The organism is Brevibacterium sp. UBA7493 (assembly GCF_002479565.1).
GTDB classification, from domain to species: Bacteria; Actinomycetota; Actinomycetes; order Actinomycetales; family Brevibacteriaceae; genus Brevibacterium; species Brevibacterium luteolum.
The window spans coordinates 469,694-488,730 of the sequence record NZ_DLOD01000015.1 but is presented as its reverse complement, the minus strand read 5'-3'; the positions used below and the strand labels follow the sequence as shown (position 1 = coordinate 488,730).

General features: G+C 68.1%; 16 protein-coding genes. 10 read left to right on the top strand and 6 right to left on the bottom strand.

All coding sequences use genetic code 11. The annotated features are described in order from the left end of the window. Window positions 1–177 precede the first annotated feature (177 nt). On the top strand, window positions 178–2,151 hold the full coding sequence (locus tag B4E96_RS11100) for an ABC transporter ATP-binding protein (RefSeq protein WP_259793905.1): 1,974 nt from the start codon (window positions 178–180) through the stop codon (window positions 2,149–2,151). Window positions 2,152–2,225: 74 nt separating this feature from the next. Here the strand turns inward: B4E96_RS11100 and B4E96_RS11095 are convergent, their stop codons facing one another. Then, window positions 2,226–3,035: an enoyl-CoA hydratase-related protein gene (locus B4E96_RS11095; protein WP_286957569.1), complete on the bottom strand. Its 810-nt coding sequence runs from the start codon at window positions 3,033–3,035 to the stop codon at window positions 2,226–2,228. Between the two features lie 295 nt (window positions 3,036–3,330). Here B4E96_RS11095 and B4E96_RS11090 point away from each other — a divergent pair, with 295 nt between their 5' ends. Together B4E96_RS11090 and B4E96_RS11085 are read left to right on the top strand one after the other, a co-directional pair. Next, window positions 3,331–3,522 carry a hypothetical protein gene (locus B4E96_RS11090; protein ID WP_259793880.1) on the top strand — a complete coding sequence of 64 codons (192 nt, stop codon included), beginning with the start codon at window positions 3,331–3,333 and terminating at the stop codon, window positions 3,520–3,522. 33 nt (window positions 3,523–3,555) lie between these two features. Further along, window positions 3,556–5,280 (top strand): thiamine pyrophosphate-dependent enzyme, encoded by a 1,725-nt coding sequence (locus B4E96_RS11085; RefSeq protein WP_286957568.1) that lies wholly within the window; start codon window positions 3,556–3,558, stop codon window positions 5,278–5,280. Window positions 5,281–5,514: 234 nt separating this feature from the next. Here the strand turns inward: B4E96_RS11085 and B4E96_RS11080 are convergent, their stop codons facing one another. The 4 genes from B4E96_RS11080 to B4E96_RS11065 form a co-directional block, all read right to left on the bottom strand. Continuing rightward, window positions 5,515–5,976, bottom strand: coding sequence for a hypothetical protein (locus B4E96_RS11080; protein WP_286957567.1), 462 nt, complete (start codon window positions 5,974–5,976; stop codon window positions 5,515–5,517). A 123-nt stretch (window positions 5,977–6,099) separates the two neighbouring features. After that, complete coding sequence (locus B4E96_RS11075; RefSeq protein ID WP_259856862.1) at window positions 6,100–8,016, bottom strand: FAD-binding monooxygenase; 1,917 nt, start codon at window positions 8,014–8,016, stop codon at window positions 6,100–6,102. Between the two features lie 26 nt (window positions 8,017–8,042). Then, the gene (locus B4E96_RS11070) at window positions 8,043–9,533 is read right to left on the bottom strand and encodes an MFS transporter (protein WP_286957566.1); all 1,491 of its coding nucleotides are present in this window, start codon (window positions 9,531–9,533) and stop codon (window positions 8,043–8,045) included. Beyond that, complete coding sequence (locus B4E96_RS11065) at window positions 9,512–9,664, bottom strand: hypothetical protein (RefSeq protein WP_286957565.1); 153 nt, start codon at window positions 9,662–9,664, stop codon at window positions 9,512–9,514. The genes B4E96_RS11070 and B4E96_RS11065 overlap by 22 nt, the downstream gene beginning before the upstream one ends. 113 nt (window positions 9,665–9,777) lie before the next feature. Here B4E96_RS11065 and B4E96_RS11060 point away from each other — a divergent pair, with 113 nt between their 5' ends. The 7 genes from B4E96_RS11060 (at window position 9,778) to B4E96_RS11030 (ending at window position 17,708) form a co-directional block, all read left to right on the top strand. Continuing rightward, window positions 9,778–11,277 carry a fumarylacetoacetate hydrolase family protein gene (locus B4E96_RS11060; protein ID WP_286957564.1) on the top strand — a complete coding sequence of 500 codons (1,500 nt, stop codon included), beginning with the start codon at window positions 9,778–9,780 and terminating at the stop codon, window positions 11,275–11,277. After that, entirely contained in the window at window positions 11,274–11,981 is a 708-nt protein-coding gene (locus tag B4E96_RS11055) for a GntR family transcriptional regulator (protein WP_286957563.1), read from the top strand. The genes B4E96_RS11060 and B4E96_RS11055 overlap by 4 nt, the downstream gene beginning before the upstream one ends. Before the next feature lie 117 nt (window positions 11,982–12,098). After that, the gene (gene hpaE, locus B4E96_RS11050) at window positions 12,099–13,628 is read left to right on the top strand and encodes a 5-carboxymethyl-2-hydroxymuconate semialdehyde dehydrogenase (protein WP_259845568.1); all 1,530 of its coding nucleotides are present in this window, start codon (window positions 12,099–12,101) and stop codon (window positions 13,626–13,628) included. Between the two features lie 29 nt (window positions 13,629–13,657). Then, complete coding sequence (hpaD, locus tag B4E96_RS11045) at window positions 13,658–14,770, top strand: 3,4-dihydroxyphenylacetate 2,3-dioxygenase (protein WP_259856856.1); 1,113 nt, start codon at window positions 13,658–13,660, stop codon at window positions 14,768–14,770. Window positions 14,771–14,881: 111 nt separating this feature from the next. Next, window positions 14,882–15,667 (top strand): 2-oxo-hept-4-ene-1,7-dioate hydratase, encoded by a 786-nt coding sequence (gene hpaH, locus B4E96_RS11040; protein ID WP_102162373.1) that lies wholly within the window; start codon window positions 14,882–14,884, stop codon window positions 15,665–15,667. Next, a complete protein-coding gene (locus tag B4E96_RS11035; protein ID WP_286957561.1) occupies window positions 15,652–16,449 on the top strand; it encodes an HpcH/HpaI aldolase family protein in 798 nt (265 codons plus the stop codon). Before hpaH ends, B4E96_RS11035 begins: the two co-directional genes overlap by 16 nt. Before the next feature lie 101 nt (window positions 16,450–16,550). After that, entirely contained in the window at window positions 16,551–17,708 is a 1,158-nt protein-coding gene (locus tag B4E96_RS11030) for an alcohol dehydrogenase catalytic domain-containing protein (RefSeq protein WP_286957581.1), read from the top strand. Window positions 17,709–17,751: 43 nt separating this feature from the next. On the opposite strand, the gene fmdA is transcribed toward B4E96_RS11030, so the two are convergent. Further along, window positions 17,752–19,005, bottom strand: coding sequence for a formamidase (gene fmdA / locus B4E96_RS11025; protein WP_259835522.1), 1,254 nt, complete (start codon window positions 19,003–19,005; stop codon window positions 17,752–17,754). Between the last annotated feature and the right edge of the window lie 32 nt (window positions 19,006–19,037).

Sequence of the window (19,037 nt, the reverse complement as noted above, 5' to 3'; positions counted from 1 at the left end):
CTCACGGGGAACTACAGCTAGCGGCAATGAGGTCTACCGCGAGATCATCGAATCCCAGCGCAGCGTCGGGAGTGCACTGTGAACCCCGTGAATCCAGAGAAGCCCACTGCGGCGGAACCGACCGACCCAACCATTGATCCGGCCGCTGACCCGGCCGCGGCGGGCACCACCTCGGGCATGGCACCCACCGCCTCGGGCGCGGTCGACGAGGCAGACGACAACCAGCCCCCGCCCTCAGCCGGCGACTGGGGGACAGCGCCGATGGGCAAGGCGAAGGCGTTCTGGCCGAACTTCAACCGTCTGGCCGGCTGGTTCCGCTCGCACGCGCTGCTGCTCATGCTCGCGCTGCTCTCCGGCGTGGCTGCGGTCGTGCTCACGGCGCTGGGGCCGAAGATCCTCGGCGAGGCCACGAACATCGTCTTCGAAGGCGCGATCGCCTCGCGCCTGCCGGCCGACATGACGCAGGACCAGCTCGTCGGCCAGCTGCGCGCCGAAGGCCGCACCACCGAGGCCGACATGCTCGCCGCCATGCACATCACCCCAGGCCAGAGCTTGGATGTCCACGCGCTGGGTCAGACGCTGCTGCTGGCCCTCGGTGTGTTCCTTACCGGGTCGGTGATGCTGTGGGCGATGTCGGCGCTCGTCAACGTCGTCATCCAGCGGGTCATGCGGCTCATGCGCACCCGGATCGAGGACAAGATCCACCAGGTTCCGCTGTCGTACTACGACCGGATGCAGCGCGGGGATCTGCTCTCGCGGCTGACAAACGACCTCGACAACCTCAGCCAGGTGCTCAACCAGTCGGTCGGGCAGATCGTCAACAGTGTGCTGACGATCATCGCGGTGCTCGTCATGATGCTGACGATCTCGCTCAAGCTTACGCTCGTCGCTCTGCTCGCGATCCCGCTCATCGCGGTGGTCGTCGGCATCATCGCGACGCGCTCGCAGAAGCAGTTCGTCGCCCAGTGGGCCGAGACCGGCACGCTCAACGCCCGGGTCGAGGAGTCCGTCACAGGGCATGCGCTCGTGCGCGTATTCGGCCGAAGCGGAGATGTCCAGCGGGCCTTCGATGACGAGAACGAGCGGGTCTACCAGGCCAGTTTCAAGGCGCAGTTCCTCTCGGGTGTGCTCATGCCGATGATGATGTTCCTCGGCAACCTCGTCTACGTCGCCATCGCCGTCGTCGGTGGGGTCATGGTGGCGACCGGGTCGTTGCGGCTGGGTGATGTGCAGGCGTTCATCCAGTACTCCCGCCAGTTTATGCAGCCCCTGGGGCAGCTCGGCGGGATGGCCGCCCAGCTGCAGTCGGCCGTGGCGAGCGCCGAGCGGGTCTTCGAGTTCCTCGACGTCGAGGAGGAGGTGCTCAACCCGGATCCGGTCGAGGGCGCGCGCCCGGTGCGCGGGGCGATCGACTTCGAGCACGTGCGCTTCTCCTACTCACCCGACAGCGAGCTCATCCGCGATATGAACCTCTCCGTCGAGCCCGGACAGACGGTTGCGATCGTCGGACCGACCGGGGCGGGGAAGACGACGCTGGTGAACCTGCTTATGCGCTTCTACGAGCTCGACGGCGGCCGGATCCTCTTCGACGGTGTTGACACCGCGCAGATGTCACGGGCGGCGGTGCGCCGCCGGATGGGCATGGTGCTGCAGGATACGTGGCTGTTCGGCGGCACGATCGAGGAGAACATCGCCTACGGCAACCCCGACGCCGGGCCCGATGAGGTGCAGCGTGCCGCCGAGGCGACCTATGTCGACCGGTTCGTCCGCAGCCTGCCCGCCGGATATGACACGGTCCTCGATGAGGACGGCACGAGCCTGTCGGCCGGTGAGAAGCAGCTCATCACGATGGCGCGCGCCTTCGTCGCCGATCCCCCGGTGCTCATCCTCGATGAGGCGACCTCCTCGGTCGACACCCGCACCGAGGTGCTCGTCCAGGAGGCGATGCACGCGCTGCGTGCCGGCCGGACGAGTTTCGTCATCGCCCACCGGCTCTCGACGATCCGTGATGCCGACGTCATCATCGTCATGGAGCACGGCGACATCGTCGAGCAGGGATCGCATGAGGAGCTCATCGCCGCCGACGGCGCCTATGCCGGTCTGTACCGTGCACAGTTCGCGCAGGCGGTGGCCAGCGGCGAAGAGGAGTGACCGGCGGGGTACGGCCGGCGCTACGCACAGGACTGCGCTGAGCCTCCTCGGACGACGGCGGCAACGCTCAGCGCTCAGCGTTTGCGCGCTGCCAGCTCAGCCATCCGCTTCTCGACTGCCTGCTGCTGTTCGGGTCCGCCGATGAGCGAGCGGATCGCGTCCTGTTCGGCGGCGAATCCCGCTGTGAGATCGGCGGTGGCGGCCAGGTCGACGAGCTGCTTGGCTGCCTGCAGAGCCGGGCGGGACTTCTCGGCCAGCTCGCGGCCGAGGGCGAGCGCTGCGGCGTTGGCGTCATCGGCGAGTTCGTCGACCATGCCCCACGCGAATGCGGTGTCGGCGTCGATGACGCGGCCGGTGAAGATCGCCAGCTTGGCCCGGCCGGGCCCGATGAGCCGGGTGAGCAGCTGGGTGCCGCACATATCGGGGATGATCCCCCAGTTGACCTCCATCATCGAGGCCTTGAGCTCGCGGCTGGCGATGCGCACGTCGGCGCCGAGGGCGATCTGCAGCCCGCCGCCGTAGGCGACCGACTGCACAGCGGCGATGACCGGGGCGGGCACCAGCGACCATACGTGCACGCACTGCTGAGCCAGGGCGCGGGTAGCACCGAGGGGCTCCTCGGACTCCGGTGATCCCCCGCCACCGGAGACCATCCGGCCGAATTCGCTGACATCGAGGCCAGCGCAGAACGCCCGGCCGCGCCCGGAGAGCACGACGGCGCTGACATCATCGCGGTCGATGAGGCCTGTGCCGATCTCGACGAGGTCGGCCATCACCTCGCCGGTGAGCGAGTTGAGGGTCTCGGCGCGGTCGATCTCGACGTGGGCGAGGCCCTCGGTGACGGTGAGGACGACGGTGCCGTGGGAGGCGCGGGTCTCGGTCATGGTGCTCCTTTGCAGGCCAGGGGCAAGTGGGACGGGTGCCGTCAGCCTATCGCGAGCACCGCCTCGGGAACCGATTCCGGCTTGGGGGCGGTCACGGATTCAGGGAAGTCGCCGGTGCTGGGCGCGGCGCCTCCCTTTCGTTGATCGTCTCGTCAATGGTTCTGACCAGCAGCTGCGTCGTTTCGAGGCGGTGCAGTGTCAGTCAGGTCCCACTTTCGTTCGCATCGGTGACGGCGCAGGTCAGAGGGCAGGAGTCGGTCAAGGACACTTGCATTCATACACAGGGAGGAGGACAGTGGGAACCGGAGTGAACGCCGTGCTCGCCGCCGACGACGAGCTCTGCGCACTGCGCTATCCCGGCACCCACGAACTCCATCTGCTCAGCCGCGAGATTCCGGCCCTCCCGCGGACCAGCCCGCCACCCGCATCACACGGCCTCAGCCTCGGCGCCGGGACGCGGCCGGGCCCCACAGCCACCCGCACCTGACCACACGGACGCACACGAGAAGGAGTCCATGTCATGACGACGATCGCCGAGCACATCATCCGCACCCTCGCCGACCACGGGGTCGAGCAGTCCTGGGGTGTCGTGGGCGATGCGCTCAATCCGCTGACCGATGCGATCCGCCGCGATGGGCGGATTCAGTGGATCGGGGTGCGGCACGAAGAGGCGGCCGCCTTCGCCGCGGCCGCGCAGGCGCAGCTGAGCAACCGGATCGGGCTGTGCATGGGCACCGTCGGGCCGGGTTCGGTCCACCTGCTCAACGGCCTGTACGACGCGAAGAAGTCCCACGCCCCGGTGCTGGCGATCTGCGGGCAGGTGCCGAGTGCCGAGGCCGGCAGCGACTACTTCCAGGAGGTCAACAACGACCTGCTGTTTTCCGATGTCGCCGTGTACAACCAGACGATCACCTCCGCTGAGCAGGTGCCGCACATGCTCGAACAGGCGATCAACACCGCCTACGCCGAATCCGGCGTCGCGGTGCTCACGATCCCCGGCGATCTCGGCACGCTCGACCTCGACGACCCAGTCGAACCGGTGCTCGCCGGCCCGTTGCCGGCCGGTGCGCCGGCGGCATCCCAGCTCGATGCGGCAGCTGCCGCGATCAACGACGCGAAGGCCGTCACGGTGCTCGCAGGGATCGGCGCGCGGGAATCCCGGGCCGAGGTGCTCGCGCTGTGCGAGACGCTCAACGCGCCGATGGTCGTCACCATCAAGGGCAAGGATGCGTTCGACGACGACAACCCGTTCAACGTCGGGCAGTCCGGGCTCATCGGCAACCCGGCCGCGGCCGAGGCGTTCGACGGCTGCGATGTGCTGCTCATGCTCGGCACCGACTTCCCGTACCGCGAGTGGTTCCCCGAGGGCAAAACCGTCATCCAGGTCGACGTGCGCCCGTCCCACATCGGCCGGCGCACCCAGGTGAACCTGCCGCTCGTCGGCGACGTCGGTGAGACCCTGCGGGCCCTGCAGCCGAGGCTGCAGCCGAAGAAGGACGACAAACTGCTGACCAAGGTGCAGAAGCGCTACGCCGACTGGCGCAAGCACCAGGGCATCCTGTCGGACCCCGAGGGCGGCACGGGTTCGATGCTCGAGCGACTCCGCGGGCTGTTCGACAACCCCGATGACCGGATCCGCCCGGAGATGGTCGGTGCGCTGCTCGACGAGCTCGCCCCGGCCGACACCGTTTTCACCTCCGATACAGGTATGTCGACGGTGTGGATGTCGCGCTTCATCAGCATGCGCGATGAGCGCCGGCTGCTCGGCTCGTTCAACCTCGGGTCGATGGCCAATGCGCTGCCGCAGGCCCTCGGCGCACAGGCCCTCGACCGGAAGCGGCCGGTCGTGGCGATGTGCGGTGACGGCGGGCTCATGATGCTGCTCGGCGATATGCGCACCGCGGTCACCTACGATCTGCCGATCGTCGCGGTCGTCTTCAACAACTCGCGTCTCGGCATGGTCAAGCTCGAACAGGAGCAGGGCGGGCTGCCGGAGTTCGGCACCGAGCTCGACAACCCGGACTTCTCCGCCGTCGCCACGGCCATGGGCTGGACCTCCCGCCGGGTGGAGGAGCCCGAGGATCTGGAGGAGTCGCTGCGCTGGGCGTTCGCGCAGAAGTCGCCGGTGCTCATCGATGTGCTCACCAACCCCGATGAGATCTCCGTGCCGCCGAAGCCGACGGTTGAGCAGGGCTGGGGCTTCGCGATCGCGAAGGTCAAGGAGACCCTCGAAAGCCGCCGCTGACGCACAGCGGTTCGCCGGAGTGACGCACCGGCCCGGCGCCCTGGTCTCACCGAGGCCAGGGCGCCGGTGTGTGCGGGGACGGGTGGATCGACGTTGAGTGCCAGATTCAGAGTGCTTGATTCAGCAGTCAACGTCGACGTTTCACCCGATTCATCGACGTTGACTGCAAAATCCAGAACCGAGGATTCAGCAGTCAGCGCGGGTGGCTGGCGGCACCGCTCAGCCTGGCACCTCTCAGCGCGGCACCAGGGTGCCGATCCGTTCGGCGGCGTCCTCCGCCTCGGGCGTGGTGAACACGATCGCCTTGCCGGCGGTTCGGTGGATGATGAGTGCTGGCCCGTCGCGCAGCACGAAGCCCTTGGCGGTCTTGTTCGACCGCCATCCCCAGCCGAGGTAGTCGCCGAGCGGGTCGACGCGAGTGACCTCGACGCCGGTGATGTCCTCGCGCGGAATGATCGCGCGCGGGGATCCCAGGACCGAGGCGGTGGTCACCCCGGTCTCGTCGATGCGCAGGCGGGCGGCGAAGAGCGGGACGGCGAGGACGATGACGACGATCGTGCAGGCGAGCATGAACCAGCCGACCTCCGACCAGAAGGCGATGCTGAGCCCGGCGACCGTGACGACCGAGAGGATGAGGACGCCCAGCGGCAGCGGCGACATGACGGTGGTGGTGCTCCATGGGGATGTGTGAGCCATATCTCCACCATACAGACGCCCGAGGCGCCGGTTCCGAACTCACGGAACCGGCGCCTCGGGGACGGGATCACCGGCTGGAAGTCACCAGCCGGGATTCACCAGCAGAGACTCAAGACCCGAGCCTCACACGCGGTGGAGCAGCGGTGCGAAGTGCTCGCCGACGAGCTCGGGACGATCGAGCGGCAGCACGGCGGAGACGTACTGGTCGGGCCGGACGATGACGACAGCGCCTTCGCGGGAGATCTCGCGCATCGCGAAGATGTCGCCGGCGAGGTGGCGGTCGCTCTCATGGGTGTCCTGCGGGGCGGTCGCGAAGACCTTCTCCTGGTCGATGAGCTCGTACGGGCCGACCTTCGGGCGGAACACTTCGGGCACGGAGGTGACCTCGAACTCGTGATGCGCCTGCTGGTAGACGACCTTGACGTCGAAGAGGGCGTCCGGGTCCGCGCCGGCCGGCGTGTGCACGCGCAGCGGCGAGGCGGCGTCGCCTGCCATCCAGTCAGCCCAGCCGGCGAGCTTCGAGTCCGCGGCCCCGACTGCCGGGGCGTCGGCGAAGACGTAGATGCGCCAGCGGCCATCGGCCCGGGCGTGGTGGCCCAGGTGCAGCGGCACCGCATCGGCGACGCGGACGACCGGGGCCGACTTGAAGCGCTTGCCCAGCGGGAAGCCTGCGGCCAGCTGCTGGTGCTCGGCGCTGCCGGTCAGCGGGGCCGAGTCGTACTCGGTCATGAAGCCGGCCGGGAACTCAGCGGTCTTGACGTAGAAGTCGGCGAGGAACGCCGGGTCCTCGAACTCGCTCGACTTCTTCGCCATGAGCGTCGACCATTCCTTGTCGAAGTCGATGAGGTTCTGCGCCACCGGCTGCCGCTCCTGCGAATAGGTGCGCAGCAGCGATTCCGGGGCCAGGCCGGAGAGCACATGGCCGAGCTTCCAGGAGATGTTGAACCCGTCCTGCATCGACACGTTCATGCCCTGCCCGGCCTTCGCCGAGTGGGTGTGGCAGGCGTCGCCGGTGATGAAGACGCGCGGAGTGCGCTCATCGCCGTCGTCGACGTCGTCGAACCGGTCGGTGACCCGGTGGCCGACCTCGTAGACGGAGTACCAGGCGACGTTCTTGACGTCGAGGGAGTACGGGTGGATGATCGCGTTCGCCTTGGCGATCGTGTCCTCGACGGTGGTCTTGCGGATCGCACCGGCGTCCTCGGGTGACACCTCGCCCAAGTCGACGTACATGCGGAACAGGTAGCCACCCTCGCGCGGAATGTGGAGGATGTTGCCGCCGGAGCTCGACTGGATCGCGCATTTCGTGCGGATGTCGGGGAAGTCGGTGACGGCGAGCACGTCCATCACGCCCCAAGCGTGGAAGGCCTGGTCACCCTGCGGTTTGCGGCCGATCGCCTTGCGCACCTGCGAGTGCGCGCCGTCGCAGCCGACGACGTACTTCGCACGCACCGTGCGGGTGCTGCCCTCATCGGGTCCGGTGGTGCGGCGCAGCTCGACGGCGACCGGGTGCTCCTGGGCGTCATCGCGGGACAGGCCGACCATCTCCCAGCCGTAGTCGGGCTTCATGCGCGCCGGCGAGTTGTGCATGAACTCAGCGAAGTGGTCCTGGATGCGGGCCTGGTTGACGATGAGGTGCGGGAACTCGGAGATCCCGTGCGGATCATCGGCCGGGCGCGACTGGCGCACGATGTTCTCCGGGTTGTCTGGATCGGGGCCCCAGAAGCACATCTCGGTGATCCGGTAGGCCTCGTCGATGAGCCGGTTGGCGAACCCGAAAGCCTGGAAGGTCTCGACGCTGCGCGCCTGGATGCCGTCGGCCTGCCCGATCGCCAGCCGGTCGGGGCGGCGTTCGATGATCCGGGTGTGCACGTCGGGGAACTGCGCGAGCTGGGCGGCGGTGATCATGCCGGCCGGGCCGGTGCCGACGATGAGGACGTCCATCTCATCGGGCAGCTCCTCGGGCCGGTCGACGCCGATGCCGGCGGCCGGTTCGATGAGCGGGTCGTGGGTGACGTATCCGTGGTGGTGGAATTGCATCTGAGGCTCCTTTGGCTTCGCGCGGCTCAGCGGCCGGCAGTTCCCAGGCGGTCGGATTTCGTGGTCGCGTGGTCAGTGGTGGTCTCGGCCGTGCCCGAGGCGGTGGGCGCCTTTCCCGAGGCGGTGGCCGGCTTGGCGTGCGGTCCGGTGCGGTGGCTGCTTCCAGCGTAGATCCCGCGGGTCTGCTCGTCTTCGGCGTTCGGCGAGAGGTCGATGCCGCGGCGATCGCGCAGAATGAGGGTGGCGATGAGGCCGATGACGGTCATGCCGAGCAGGTAGAAGGTCACTCCGGTCGACGAGCCGGTGGCCTGCTGGATCGACTGGGCGATCATCGGGGCGAAGGCGCCGCCGATGATGGAGCCCAGGGCGTAGGAGATCGACACACCGGAGAACCGCACGGAGGCCGGGAACAGCTCGGTGTACCAGGCGGCCTGCGGGCCGTAGGTGAGGCCGAGGCCGATGGTCAGCAGCACAAGCGCGAGGGTGAGCATGCCGACGGTGGCGGTGTTGACGAGCGGGAACAGCGCAACGACGGCAGCGCCCTGGAGGATCCAGCCGAGCAGGTAGGTGTTCTTGCGCCCGAGGTGGTCGGAGATCCAGCCGGCGGCGAAGGTCGAGAGCAGCCAGGTGAGCGAGGAGATCGTCACGGCCCACAGGACCGGTCCCGGCGGCAGGGCGACGGGTCCGCCCGGGTCAGTGGCGTAGTGCTGGACGTAGCCGCCGGTTGTCATGTAGCCCACGGCATTGTTGCCGGCGAAGACGCAGGCGGCTAGCAGCACGAGCGGGGCGTAGCGGGCGAAGAGGGAGACGACCGGGGCGCTGGCCTGTTCGCGGCGCTCGGCGATCTCAGCGAAGACCGGGGACTCCTCGACGCTGCGGCGGATCCAGTAGCCGACGCCGATGAGCACGATGCTGAAGAGGAACGGGATGCGCCAGCCCCACTGGAGGAAGGCGTCACCGGGGAAGATCGCGGTCATCATCGCCATCATCGCGCTGGCGAGCAGCAGACCGAAGGGCACACCGACCTGCGGCATCGCGCCGAACAGGCCGCGGCGGTGACCCGGTGCGTGCTCGACGGCCATGAGGACCGCACCGCCCCATTCGCCGCCGGCGGAGATGCCCTGCAGGATGCGCAGGCCGATGAGCAGGAGCGGTGCGGCCAGGCCGATCGTCTCGTAGGTCGGCAGCAGGCCGATGAGGACGGTGGCCGCGCCCATGCCGATGAGGGTGACGACGAGGATGAACCGCCGGCCGAGCTTGTCGCCGTAGTGGCCGGCGAGGAAGGCGCCGAGCGGCCGGAACAGGAAGCTGATGCCCACACTGGCGAACGAGATGATGACAGCGAACTGCTGCCCTGCCGGTTCGAAGAACAGCTGGCCGAAGATGAGCCCGGCGGCAGCTGCGTAGACGAAGTAGTCGTACCACTCGATGGTGGTGCCGATGACGGCGGCGAAGGCGACCTTGCGCCGTTCTCTCGCCGAGGTCGGCGAGGTGGTCACAGCTGACGCTGCAGACATGAACGCTCCTTATACGTCTCTCCAGACCGCACACGCGCCGGGTTCTCGTCGACCCGGCGGCAGCGCAGCCAGGTGGTGCGGCTGCGGAACATCTGCGGTGGAATATTCGCGGTCTGGGTGAGGGTGCTCACAGTGATAGATGAAAAGATATATGATTTCAGATATTGTGTAAAGCAGATCACATCCTAAGCCGTTTCAGAGACCTGCCTCACAGGCAGTATCACCAACAGAAAGCAAGGAGCCCATGGACACCGACGCCGCGACGAACAAACGCACTGCCGCGCTGCCCCAGGTGCCCGGCAAGATCATCGCCGTCCACCTCAGCTACGAGTCCCGCGCCGCCCAGCGCGGCCGCAAGCCGGCCAGCCCCTCGTACTTCATCAAGCCGCTGAGCTCGGTGGCCGCCTCCGGTGACCCGGCAGGCGCGGAGGTCGCCCGCCCGGCCGGCACCGAGCTGCTCGCCTACGAAGGCGAGATCGCCCTCATCATCGGCACGCCTGCCCAGCGGGTGAACCCCGCCGATGCCTGGTCGCACGTCGGCTGGGTGACCGCGGCCAACGACTGGGGCCTGTACGATCTGCGCTCCAACGACAAGGGCTCGAACCTGCGCAATAAGGGCCGCGACGGCTACACGCCGCTCGGCCCCGGCCTCATCACCGCCGCCGAGGTGTCCCCTGAGCAGCTGCGCGTGCGCACCTGGCACAACGGGAACCTCGTGCAGGAGGACACCGGTGCCGGCATGTTCTTCCCCTTTGCCCAGCTCATCGCCGACCTGTCCCAGCACGTGACCCTGGAGACCGGCGACATCATCCTCACCGGCACCCCAGCCGGCTCCTCGGTCGCCGAACCCGGCGACGTCATCGAGATCGAGGTCGACGCCCCCGAAGCCGCCGGCGCCCCGTCGACCGGACGGCTGGTCAGCACCGTCGTCGAGGGCCCGGGTGACTTCGATGCCGAGATCGGCTCCCTGCCGAAGGTCGACGACACCCAGCGCGAGGAGGCCTACGGCTCCCGCGAGGCCGCCGGCCTGGCACCAGAGCCGGCCCTGACCGATGAGCTGCGCGCCACGCTCGCCGAGATCCCGGTCGCCGGGCTCTCCCAGCAGCTGCGCCAGCGCGGCCTGAACAACGTCACCATCGACGGGGTGCGCTCGAACCGTCCGGGTGCCAAGATCGTCGGCACCGCCAAGACGTTGCGCTTCATCGCCGGCCGCGAGGACCTGTTCAAGAGTCACGGCGGAGGCTTCAACGCCCAGAAGCGCTGCTTCGACGCCGTCGGCGAAGGCGAAGTCATCGTCATCGAGGCCCGCGGCGAGACCGGCTCGGGCACCCTCGGCGACATCCTCGCCCTGCGCGCCAAGACCCGCGGTGCCGCCGGCATCATCACCGACGGCGGTGTGCGCGACTACGCCGCCGTCGCCGACATCGACATCCCGGTCTTCTCCCAGGGTGCACACCCTGCCGTGCTCGGCCGCCGCCACGTGCCGTGGGACACCGACCTGACGATCAGCTGCGGCGGCACCGTCGTGCAGCCCGGCGACATCATCGTCGCCGATGACGACGGCGCCATCGTCATCCCCCCGGCCCTGGCCGAGGAGGTCGCCGAGGCGGCAGCGAAGAAGGAGACCGAGGACGCCTGGGTCTTCGAGCAGGTCGCCGACGGCCACCCGGTCGACGGACTGTTCCCGATGAACAAGGACTGGCGCGCGAAGTACGAAGCCGACCAGCAGGCTGGCCGGTCATGAGCCGCCAGCCAGCCACCGCCTCGGCGACGGCGAGCCCACCGGAGGTCGAGACGACCGTCGTAGCCTCGAAGTCGCAGCGGGCCTACGACTGGATCCGCGAACGGATCCTGTCAAAGGAGTTCGGCTCCGGGTACCGCCTCGTCCTCTCCCCCATCGCCGAGGAGCTGCAGATGAGCGCGATCCCGGTGCGCGAGGCGATCCGCCGGCTCGAGGCCGAGGGGCTCGTCGAATACGACCGCAACGTCGGCGCGCGTGTCGCGCTCGTCGACGAGCGCGCCTACCTCGATGCGATGCAGACCCTCGGCGTGGCCGAAGGCTATGCGACCGCGCTCTCAGCACCGCTCCTCGATGCCGCAGCACTCGAGGAGGCCGAGGCGATCAACGAGCGGATGCGTTCGCTGCTCGACCGGCTCGACCCCAACTACTTCACGCAGCTGAACAAGGAGTTCCACTCCGTGCTGTTCAGGGCGTGTCCCAACCCGCTCGTCCTCGAGCAGGTGCACCGCTGCTGGACGCGGATGTCGGGACTGCGCGATTCGACGTTCACCTTTGTGCCCGGCCGGGCCGAGGAGTCGGTTGTCGAGCATGCACAGATCCTCGGGCTCATCCGCGACGGCGCGGAGCCCATCGACATCGAGCTCGCCGCCCGCAACCACCGCCACCGGACCCTGCAGGCGTTCCTCGACCGCAATCCTGAGACCTGACCACCCGGTCGGGCCGGCAGGCGGCCGACCTGACCACCACTGACCATCTGCCCACCTGATCCGTTTCACCCACTGACTGCGTCCGGTTCCGGGCGCACCGACACTCGGAGGGAATCCATGACGAACACTGACACCCCGAACCAGGCATCGCTGAGCGAACGCCACGTGCCGGCTGATCTGCCCGAGCGGATCCAGCACTACATCAACGGCGAATTCGTCGACTCACTCGACGGCAGCACCTTCGACGTCCTCGAACCGGTGTCGAACGAGACCTACGTGCAGGCCGCCGCCGGCAAGAAGGCCGACATTGACCGTGCCGTCGAAGCCGCCCGCAAGGCCTTCACCGAGGGCCCGTGGCCGAAGATGCTGCCGCGTGAGCGCTCGCGCGTGCTGCACCGCATCGCCGACATCGTCGAGACCCGCGGCGACCGGCTGGCCGAACTGGAGTCCTTCGACTCCGGTCTGCCGATCTCCCAGGCGCTCGGCCAGGCCCGCCGCGCGGCCGAGAACTTCCGGTTCTTCGCCGACCTCATCGTCGCCCAGACCGATGACACCTTCAAGGTCCCCGGCCGCCAGATCAACTACGTCAACCGCAAGCCGATCGGCGTCGCCGGCCTCATCACCCCATGGAACACCCCGTTCATGCTCGAGTCCTGGAAGCTCGGCCCGGCCCTGGCCACCGGCAACACCGTCGTGCTCAAGCCGGCGGAGTTCACCCCGCTCTCGGCCTCGCTGTGGGCTGGGATCTTCGAGGAGGCCGAGCTGCCAGCCGGCGTGTTCAACCTCGTCAACGGCATCGGCGAGGACGCCGGCGATGCGCTCGTCAAGCACCCCGACGTCCCGCTCATCTCCTTCACCGGTGAGTCGAAGACCGGCCAGCTGATCTTCGCCAACGCAGCCCCGCACCTCAAGGGCCTGTCGATGGAGCTCGGCGGCAAGTCCCCGGCCATCGTCTTCGACGACGCCGACCTCGACGGCGCTGTCGACGCCTGCGTCTTCGGCGTGTTCTCCCTCAACGGCGAGCGCTGCACGGCCGGTTCGCGCATCCTCGTCCAGCGCAGCATCTACGACGAGTTCGTCGAGAAGTACGCCGCTCAGGCCAAGCGCGTCAAGGTCGGCTACCCGCACGATCCGAAGACCGAGGTCGGCGCGCTCGTGCACCCGGAGCACTTCGAGAAGGTTATGAGCTACGTCGAGATCGGCAAGACCGAGGCGAAGCTCGCCGCCGGCGGCGGCCGCCCGGAGGGCTTCGAGTTCGGCAACTTCGTCGCCCCGACCGTGTTCGTCGACGTCCCGCCGACCGCCCGGATCTTCCAGGAGGAGATCTTCGGACCGGTCGTCGCGATCACCCCGTTCGACACCGAGGAGGAGGCGCTCGAGCTGGCCAACAACACGAAGTACGGCCTGGCCGCCTACGTGTGGACCAACGACCTCAAGCGCGCCCACAACTTCGCCCAGGCCGTCGAGTCGGGCATGGTGTGGCTGAACTCCAACAACGTCCGCGACCTGCGCACGCCCTTCGGCGGCGTCAAGGCATCCGGTCTCGGCCACGAGGGCGGCTACCGCTCGATCGACTTCTACACCGATCAGCAGGCCGTGCACATCAACCTCGGCAAGGTCCACAACCCGTCATTCGGCAAGCAGTGAGCGCATCGCGCAAGAAGTAAGGAACCGTCATGACCACCACACCACCGCCCGCCAACCCGATTCCGACCCCGCAGGCCCCGGCACCCGATGTGCTGCGCTGCGCGTACATGGAGATCCAGGTCACCGATCTCAAGCGCTCACGCGACTTCTACGTCGACGTGCTCGGCCTCGTCGTGACCGCAGAGGACGACAACGCCATCTACCTGCGCTCCTTCGAGGAGTTCATCCACCACAACCTCGTGCTGCGCAAGGGCGACGTCGCCGCGGTCGCCGCGTTCTCCTACCGGGTCCGCACCCCGGAGGACGTCGACCGCGCCGAGGCGTACTTCACCGAGCTCGGCTGCCGCGTCGAACGCCGCACGGACGGCTTCGTCAAGGGCATCGGCGACTCGGTCCGCGTCGAGGATCCGCTGGGCTTCCCGTACGAGTTCTTCTACGACGTCGAGCACGTCGAGCGCCTGGCCTGGCGCTACGACCTCTACACGCCTGGCGCGCTCGTCCGCCTCGACCACTTCAACCAGGTCACCCCGGATGTGCCGCGGGCGGTGAAGTACATGGACGACCTCGGCTTCCGCACCACCGAGGACATCCGCGACTCCGAGGGCACCGTCTACGCCGCCTGGATGCGCCGCAAGCCGACCGTGCATGACACCGCGATGACCGGCGGCGACGGCCCGCGCATGCACCACGTTGCCTTCGCCACGCACGAGAAGCACAACATCCTCGCCATCTGCGACAAGCTCGGCGCCCTGCGGCTGTCGGACCACATCGAGCGCGGCCCCGGCCGCCACGGCGTGTCGAACGCCTTCTACCTCTACCTGCGCGACCCCGACGGCCACCGGGTGGAGATCTACACGCAGGACTACTACACCGGCGACCCGGACAACCCGGTCGTGACCTGGGACGTGCATGACAACCAGCGCCGCGACTGGTGGGGCACCCCGGTCGTGCCGAGCTGGTACACCGACGCCTCCCTCGTCCTCGACCTCGACGGCAAGCCACAGCCGCTCGTGTCCCGTGAGGACGATTCGGAGATGGAGGTCACCATCGGCGCCGACGGCTTCTCCTACACCCGCGAAGACGACGCGGAATCGATGCCGGAGTGGAAGCAGGGCGAATACAAGCTCGGCCACCAGCTCTGATCCATCCCATCCCACCCGCACCACCGCCTCGGGCGCGGTCGCTGCCCTCAGCAGCCGCTGCCAGGCCACCGTTCCCGAGGCGGTGGGCACCTCCGCCTGGAAGGAGACCCCATGCTCGATGAGCAGACCATCGCCCAGATCGCCGACGAGCTCGCCGAGGCTGAGCGCACCCACACCCAGATCCCGCGGCTGACCGCCCGGTTCGAGTCTATGACCGTCGAGGACGCCTATGCGGTGCAGAACGAGTGGCGCCGCCGCCAGATCGCCGCCGGGCGGAAGCAGGCTGGGCGCAAGATCGGCCTGACCTCGAAGGTCATGCAGCAGGCGACCGGGATCAGCGAACCGGACTACGGCGTCATCTTCTCCGACATGGTGTTCGAAAACGGTTCAGTCATCGAGCATGAGCAGTTCTCCGGAGTGCGCATCGAAGTCGAGCTCGCCTTCGCACTCAAGGAGCCGCTCCAGGGCCCCGACGTCACCGTCTTCGACGTCATGCGCGCCACCGAGTACGTCATCCCAGCCCTGGAGATCCTCGACAGCCGCGTCGAGATGGAGGGCCGCAGCATCGTCGACACCATCAGCGACAACGCCGCGATGGGTGCGATGGTGATCGGCGGCAACCCGGCCGACCCGCATGACGTCGACCTGCGCTGGGTCTCCGCGCTGCTGTACCGCAACGAGTCGATCGAGGACTCCGGTGTCGCCGCCGCAGTGCTCAACCACCCGGCAATGGGTGTCGTGTGGCTGGCGAACAAGCTCGCCGAGCACGGTGACAGCCTCGCCGCCGGTGAGGTCATCCTCGCCGGCTCCTTCACGAAACCGATGTGGGTCCAGCCCGGCGACACCGTGCTGGCCGACTATGGACAGATGGGAACGATCTCATGCCGCTTCGTCTGAACCCGACCTTCGCCGCCGAGCTGAAAGACGCCTCACGCACGCTCTACGGCGGCTGGGTGTCGTCGGGCTCGCCGACGATGGCCGAGATCATGGCCGGTGCCGGCCTCGACTGGCTGCTCATCGACATGGAGCACACGCCCAACAGCCTGGAGTCCGTCCTCCACCAGCTCTACGCTGTCTCCGCCTACCCGACCACGCCGATGGTCCGGGTGCCTGTGGCCGATGCGACGATCATCAAGCAGATCCTCGACCTCGGCGCGCAGAACCTGCTCGTGCCGATGGTCTCCACGCGTGCCGAAGCCGAGGCGGTGGCTGCCGCAGCGCAGTACCCGCCGGCTGGTGTGCGGGGCGTGGGTTCGGCGCTGGCGCGCTCGGCGCGCTGGAACCGGGTGCCGAACTATCTGACCGAGGCGGCTGAGCACGTGTCGGTGTTCGTGCAGATCGAGACGAGCACCGGGGTGGAGAACGCCGCGGCGATCGCCTCGACGCCCGGCATCGACGGCGTTTTCGTCGGGCCCTCGGACCTGGCCGCCTCGATGGGGCTGCTCGGTCAGCAGACGCATCCGGATGTCGTCGCTGCGGTCCGCAGCGTGCTCGATGAGGTGAGGGCTGCCGGCATGTTCGCCGGCGTCAACGCCTTCGACCCCGACACCGCCCGCGCCTACGCCGAGGCCGGTGCCCAGTTCATCCTCGTCGGCGCTGACGTCGCGATCGTCGCCCGCGGGGCGGAGAAGCTCGCCGCGGACTTCATCGGGAACGCCGCGGACTTCACCGGGAACTGAGGATGCGCAGGCATTGATCTGACGCTCACCGCCGCCCTACGATGAGGATTCCACTGCCGGAATCCGGGCAGGCCGCGCCTGCCGGGCTGAGGGGAGAGACGATGCAGATCACCGGAGCCGTCCTCGAACAGATCGGGGCCGGCCGCCCCTACGCCGACACCCGGCCGCTGACAATCAGCCGCCTCGACCTCGACGAACCCGGCCCTGAAGATGTGCTCGTGCGCATCCGCGCGGCAGGGCTGTGCCACTCGGATCTGTCCGTCGTCGACGGCAACCGGCCCCGGCCCACCCCGATGCTGCTCGGCCACGAGGCCTCCGGCATCGTCGAACGGGTCGGTGAGCAGGTCACCGACATCGAACCCGGCCAGCAGGTGAGCACCGTGTTCCTGCCGCGCTGCGGGCAGTGCGCCAACTGCGCGACCGACGGCAAGCTGCCATGCACTCCCGGCACTGCGGTCAACAACGCCGGCACCCTCGTCGGAGACCGGATCCTGCTGCGCCGCGACCGAGCTGAAGTGCGCCACCACCTCGGCGTCTCCGGTTTCGCCACCCATGCGGTGCTGCACCGCTCCTCGGTCGTGCCGGTCGGAGCGGATGTGCCTGCCGACATCGCCGCAGTCCTCGGCTGCGCGGTGCTCACCGGCGGCGGGGCGGTCATCAACGCAGGCCGCCCAGCCGACGGCGATGACGTCATGGTCGTCGGACTGGGCGGGGTGGGGATGGCTGCGCTCATCACCGCGCTGTCGCTGAAGAAGCGCGCCCGGACCGGCAGTGACGGTGGTGGCGACGTCGGCAAGGTGATCGGCGTCGATGCGAATCCGGCGAAGCTGTCCCGGGCGATCGAGCACGGCGCCGATGCCGCTCACACCCCAGCCGAGGTGGCCGAGCAGGGTGTGCGCGCTCATGTCGTCATCGAGGCCGCGGGACATCCGAGGGCCTTTGAGACCGCCGTTGCTGCGACCGGGGTCGGCGGGACGACCGTGACTGTCGGCCTGCCGGCACCCGATGCGCGTTCGGAGATCACCCCGCTCGTACTCACCGCTGAAGCGCGCACGATCATCGGCTCCTACCTCGGCTCGGCTGTGCCGGCACGCGATATCCCGGTCTATGAGCGACTGTGGCGTGAGGGTGCGCTGCCGGTCGGCGAGCTCATCTCCGGGCACATCCGGCTGGAGGAGATCAACGACGCCCTCGACACACTCGCCGACGGCCAGGCCGTCCGCCAGGTCGTCATGTTCGACGACCCGGCAGACGCCTGACCTGGCGTGGCGACGGTGGCCGCGTGAGCCGGCGCCGGCGCTGTCAGTCCGCTGACTTCGGCGCTCCGATGCCCGGGTCGATCTGCGTCGGGCCGTCTGCCGAGGGCCGGATGTCGATGTCGAAGATCGCCGTCGGCAGGTAGACGGTGGCACATGAGTTCGGGATGTCGACGACGCCGGAGAACCGGCCTTCGATCGGTGCTGCGCCCAGCAGCAGGAAAGCCTGCTCAGCGCTGTAGCCGAACTTCGTCAGGTAGTTGATCGCGTGCAGGCAGGCCCGCTGATACGCCAGGTGCGAATCGAGGTAGCGCTGCTCGCCGTCGAGCGTGACCGAAGTGCCGGAGAATGACAGCCATTCCGAGTACTGCGGATCGACGTTGCCCGGCATGAACACGGCGTTCTCCTTCACGCCGTAGGTGTCCATGCCGCCCTTGATGAGGTCGACGCGCAGGTCGATAAAGCCGCCCATCTCGATGCCGCCGCAGAACGTGATCTCACCATCCCCCTGCGAGAAGTGCAGGTCGCCGACGGAGAAGTTCGCGCCGGGCACGAACACCGGATAGAACACCCGGGTACCCTTCGTGAGATTCTTGATGTCCTGGTTGCCGCCGTTCTCGCGCGGCGGTGCGGTGCGCGCACCTTCAGCCGCGGCGGCGTCGAAGGCCTCACCGGTCAGCCCGCCGAGCACAGCATCCTTGGGCTCCGGCGGCAGCGCCAGAGGCGGCAGGCGGTTGGGGTCGGTGGCGATGAGCTCGGCTTCGCGCTGATTCCACTTCTTCAGCAGCTCGGCCGAGGGCGCGGTGCCCATGAGGCCCGGGTGGATGATGCCGGTGAAGGACACTCCGGGCACGTGCCGGGAGGTCGCTGTCTGACCGGTGAAATCCCAGATCGCCTTGTACGCATCCGGGAACTGGTCGACGAGGAATGATCCGCCGTTGCTGCGCGGGAAGATGCCGGTGTAGCCCCAGCCCTGCCCGGCCAGCGGACCCTCGTCCTCCTGCGGGATCGGTCCGACATCGAGGATGTCGACGACGAGCAGGTCCCCTGGCTGCGCGCCCTCAATGGCGAACGGGCCTGACAGTGCGTGGACCTTGCTCACCGGAGCATTGCGGATGTCATCAGCCGAATCGTCATTCTTGATCGCCCCGTCGAACCACTCGCGACAGTCAGCGCGGAACGTGTCACCCGGCTTGAGGGTCTCGACCGGTGGAATGTCCGGGTGCCAGCGGTTGTGCCCGAGCTTCTCCTGCTCGGTGAAGGACTTGGTGGAATCGAGTGGAAAGATGTTCTTCGGCATTGCGCGGTCCTTTCACGAAAGCGGCACCATCA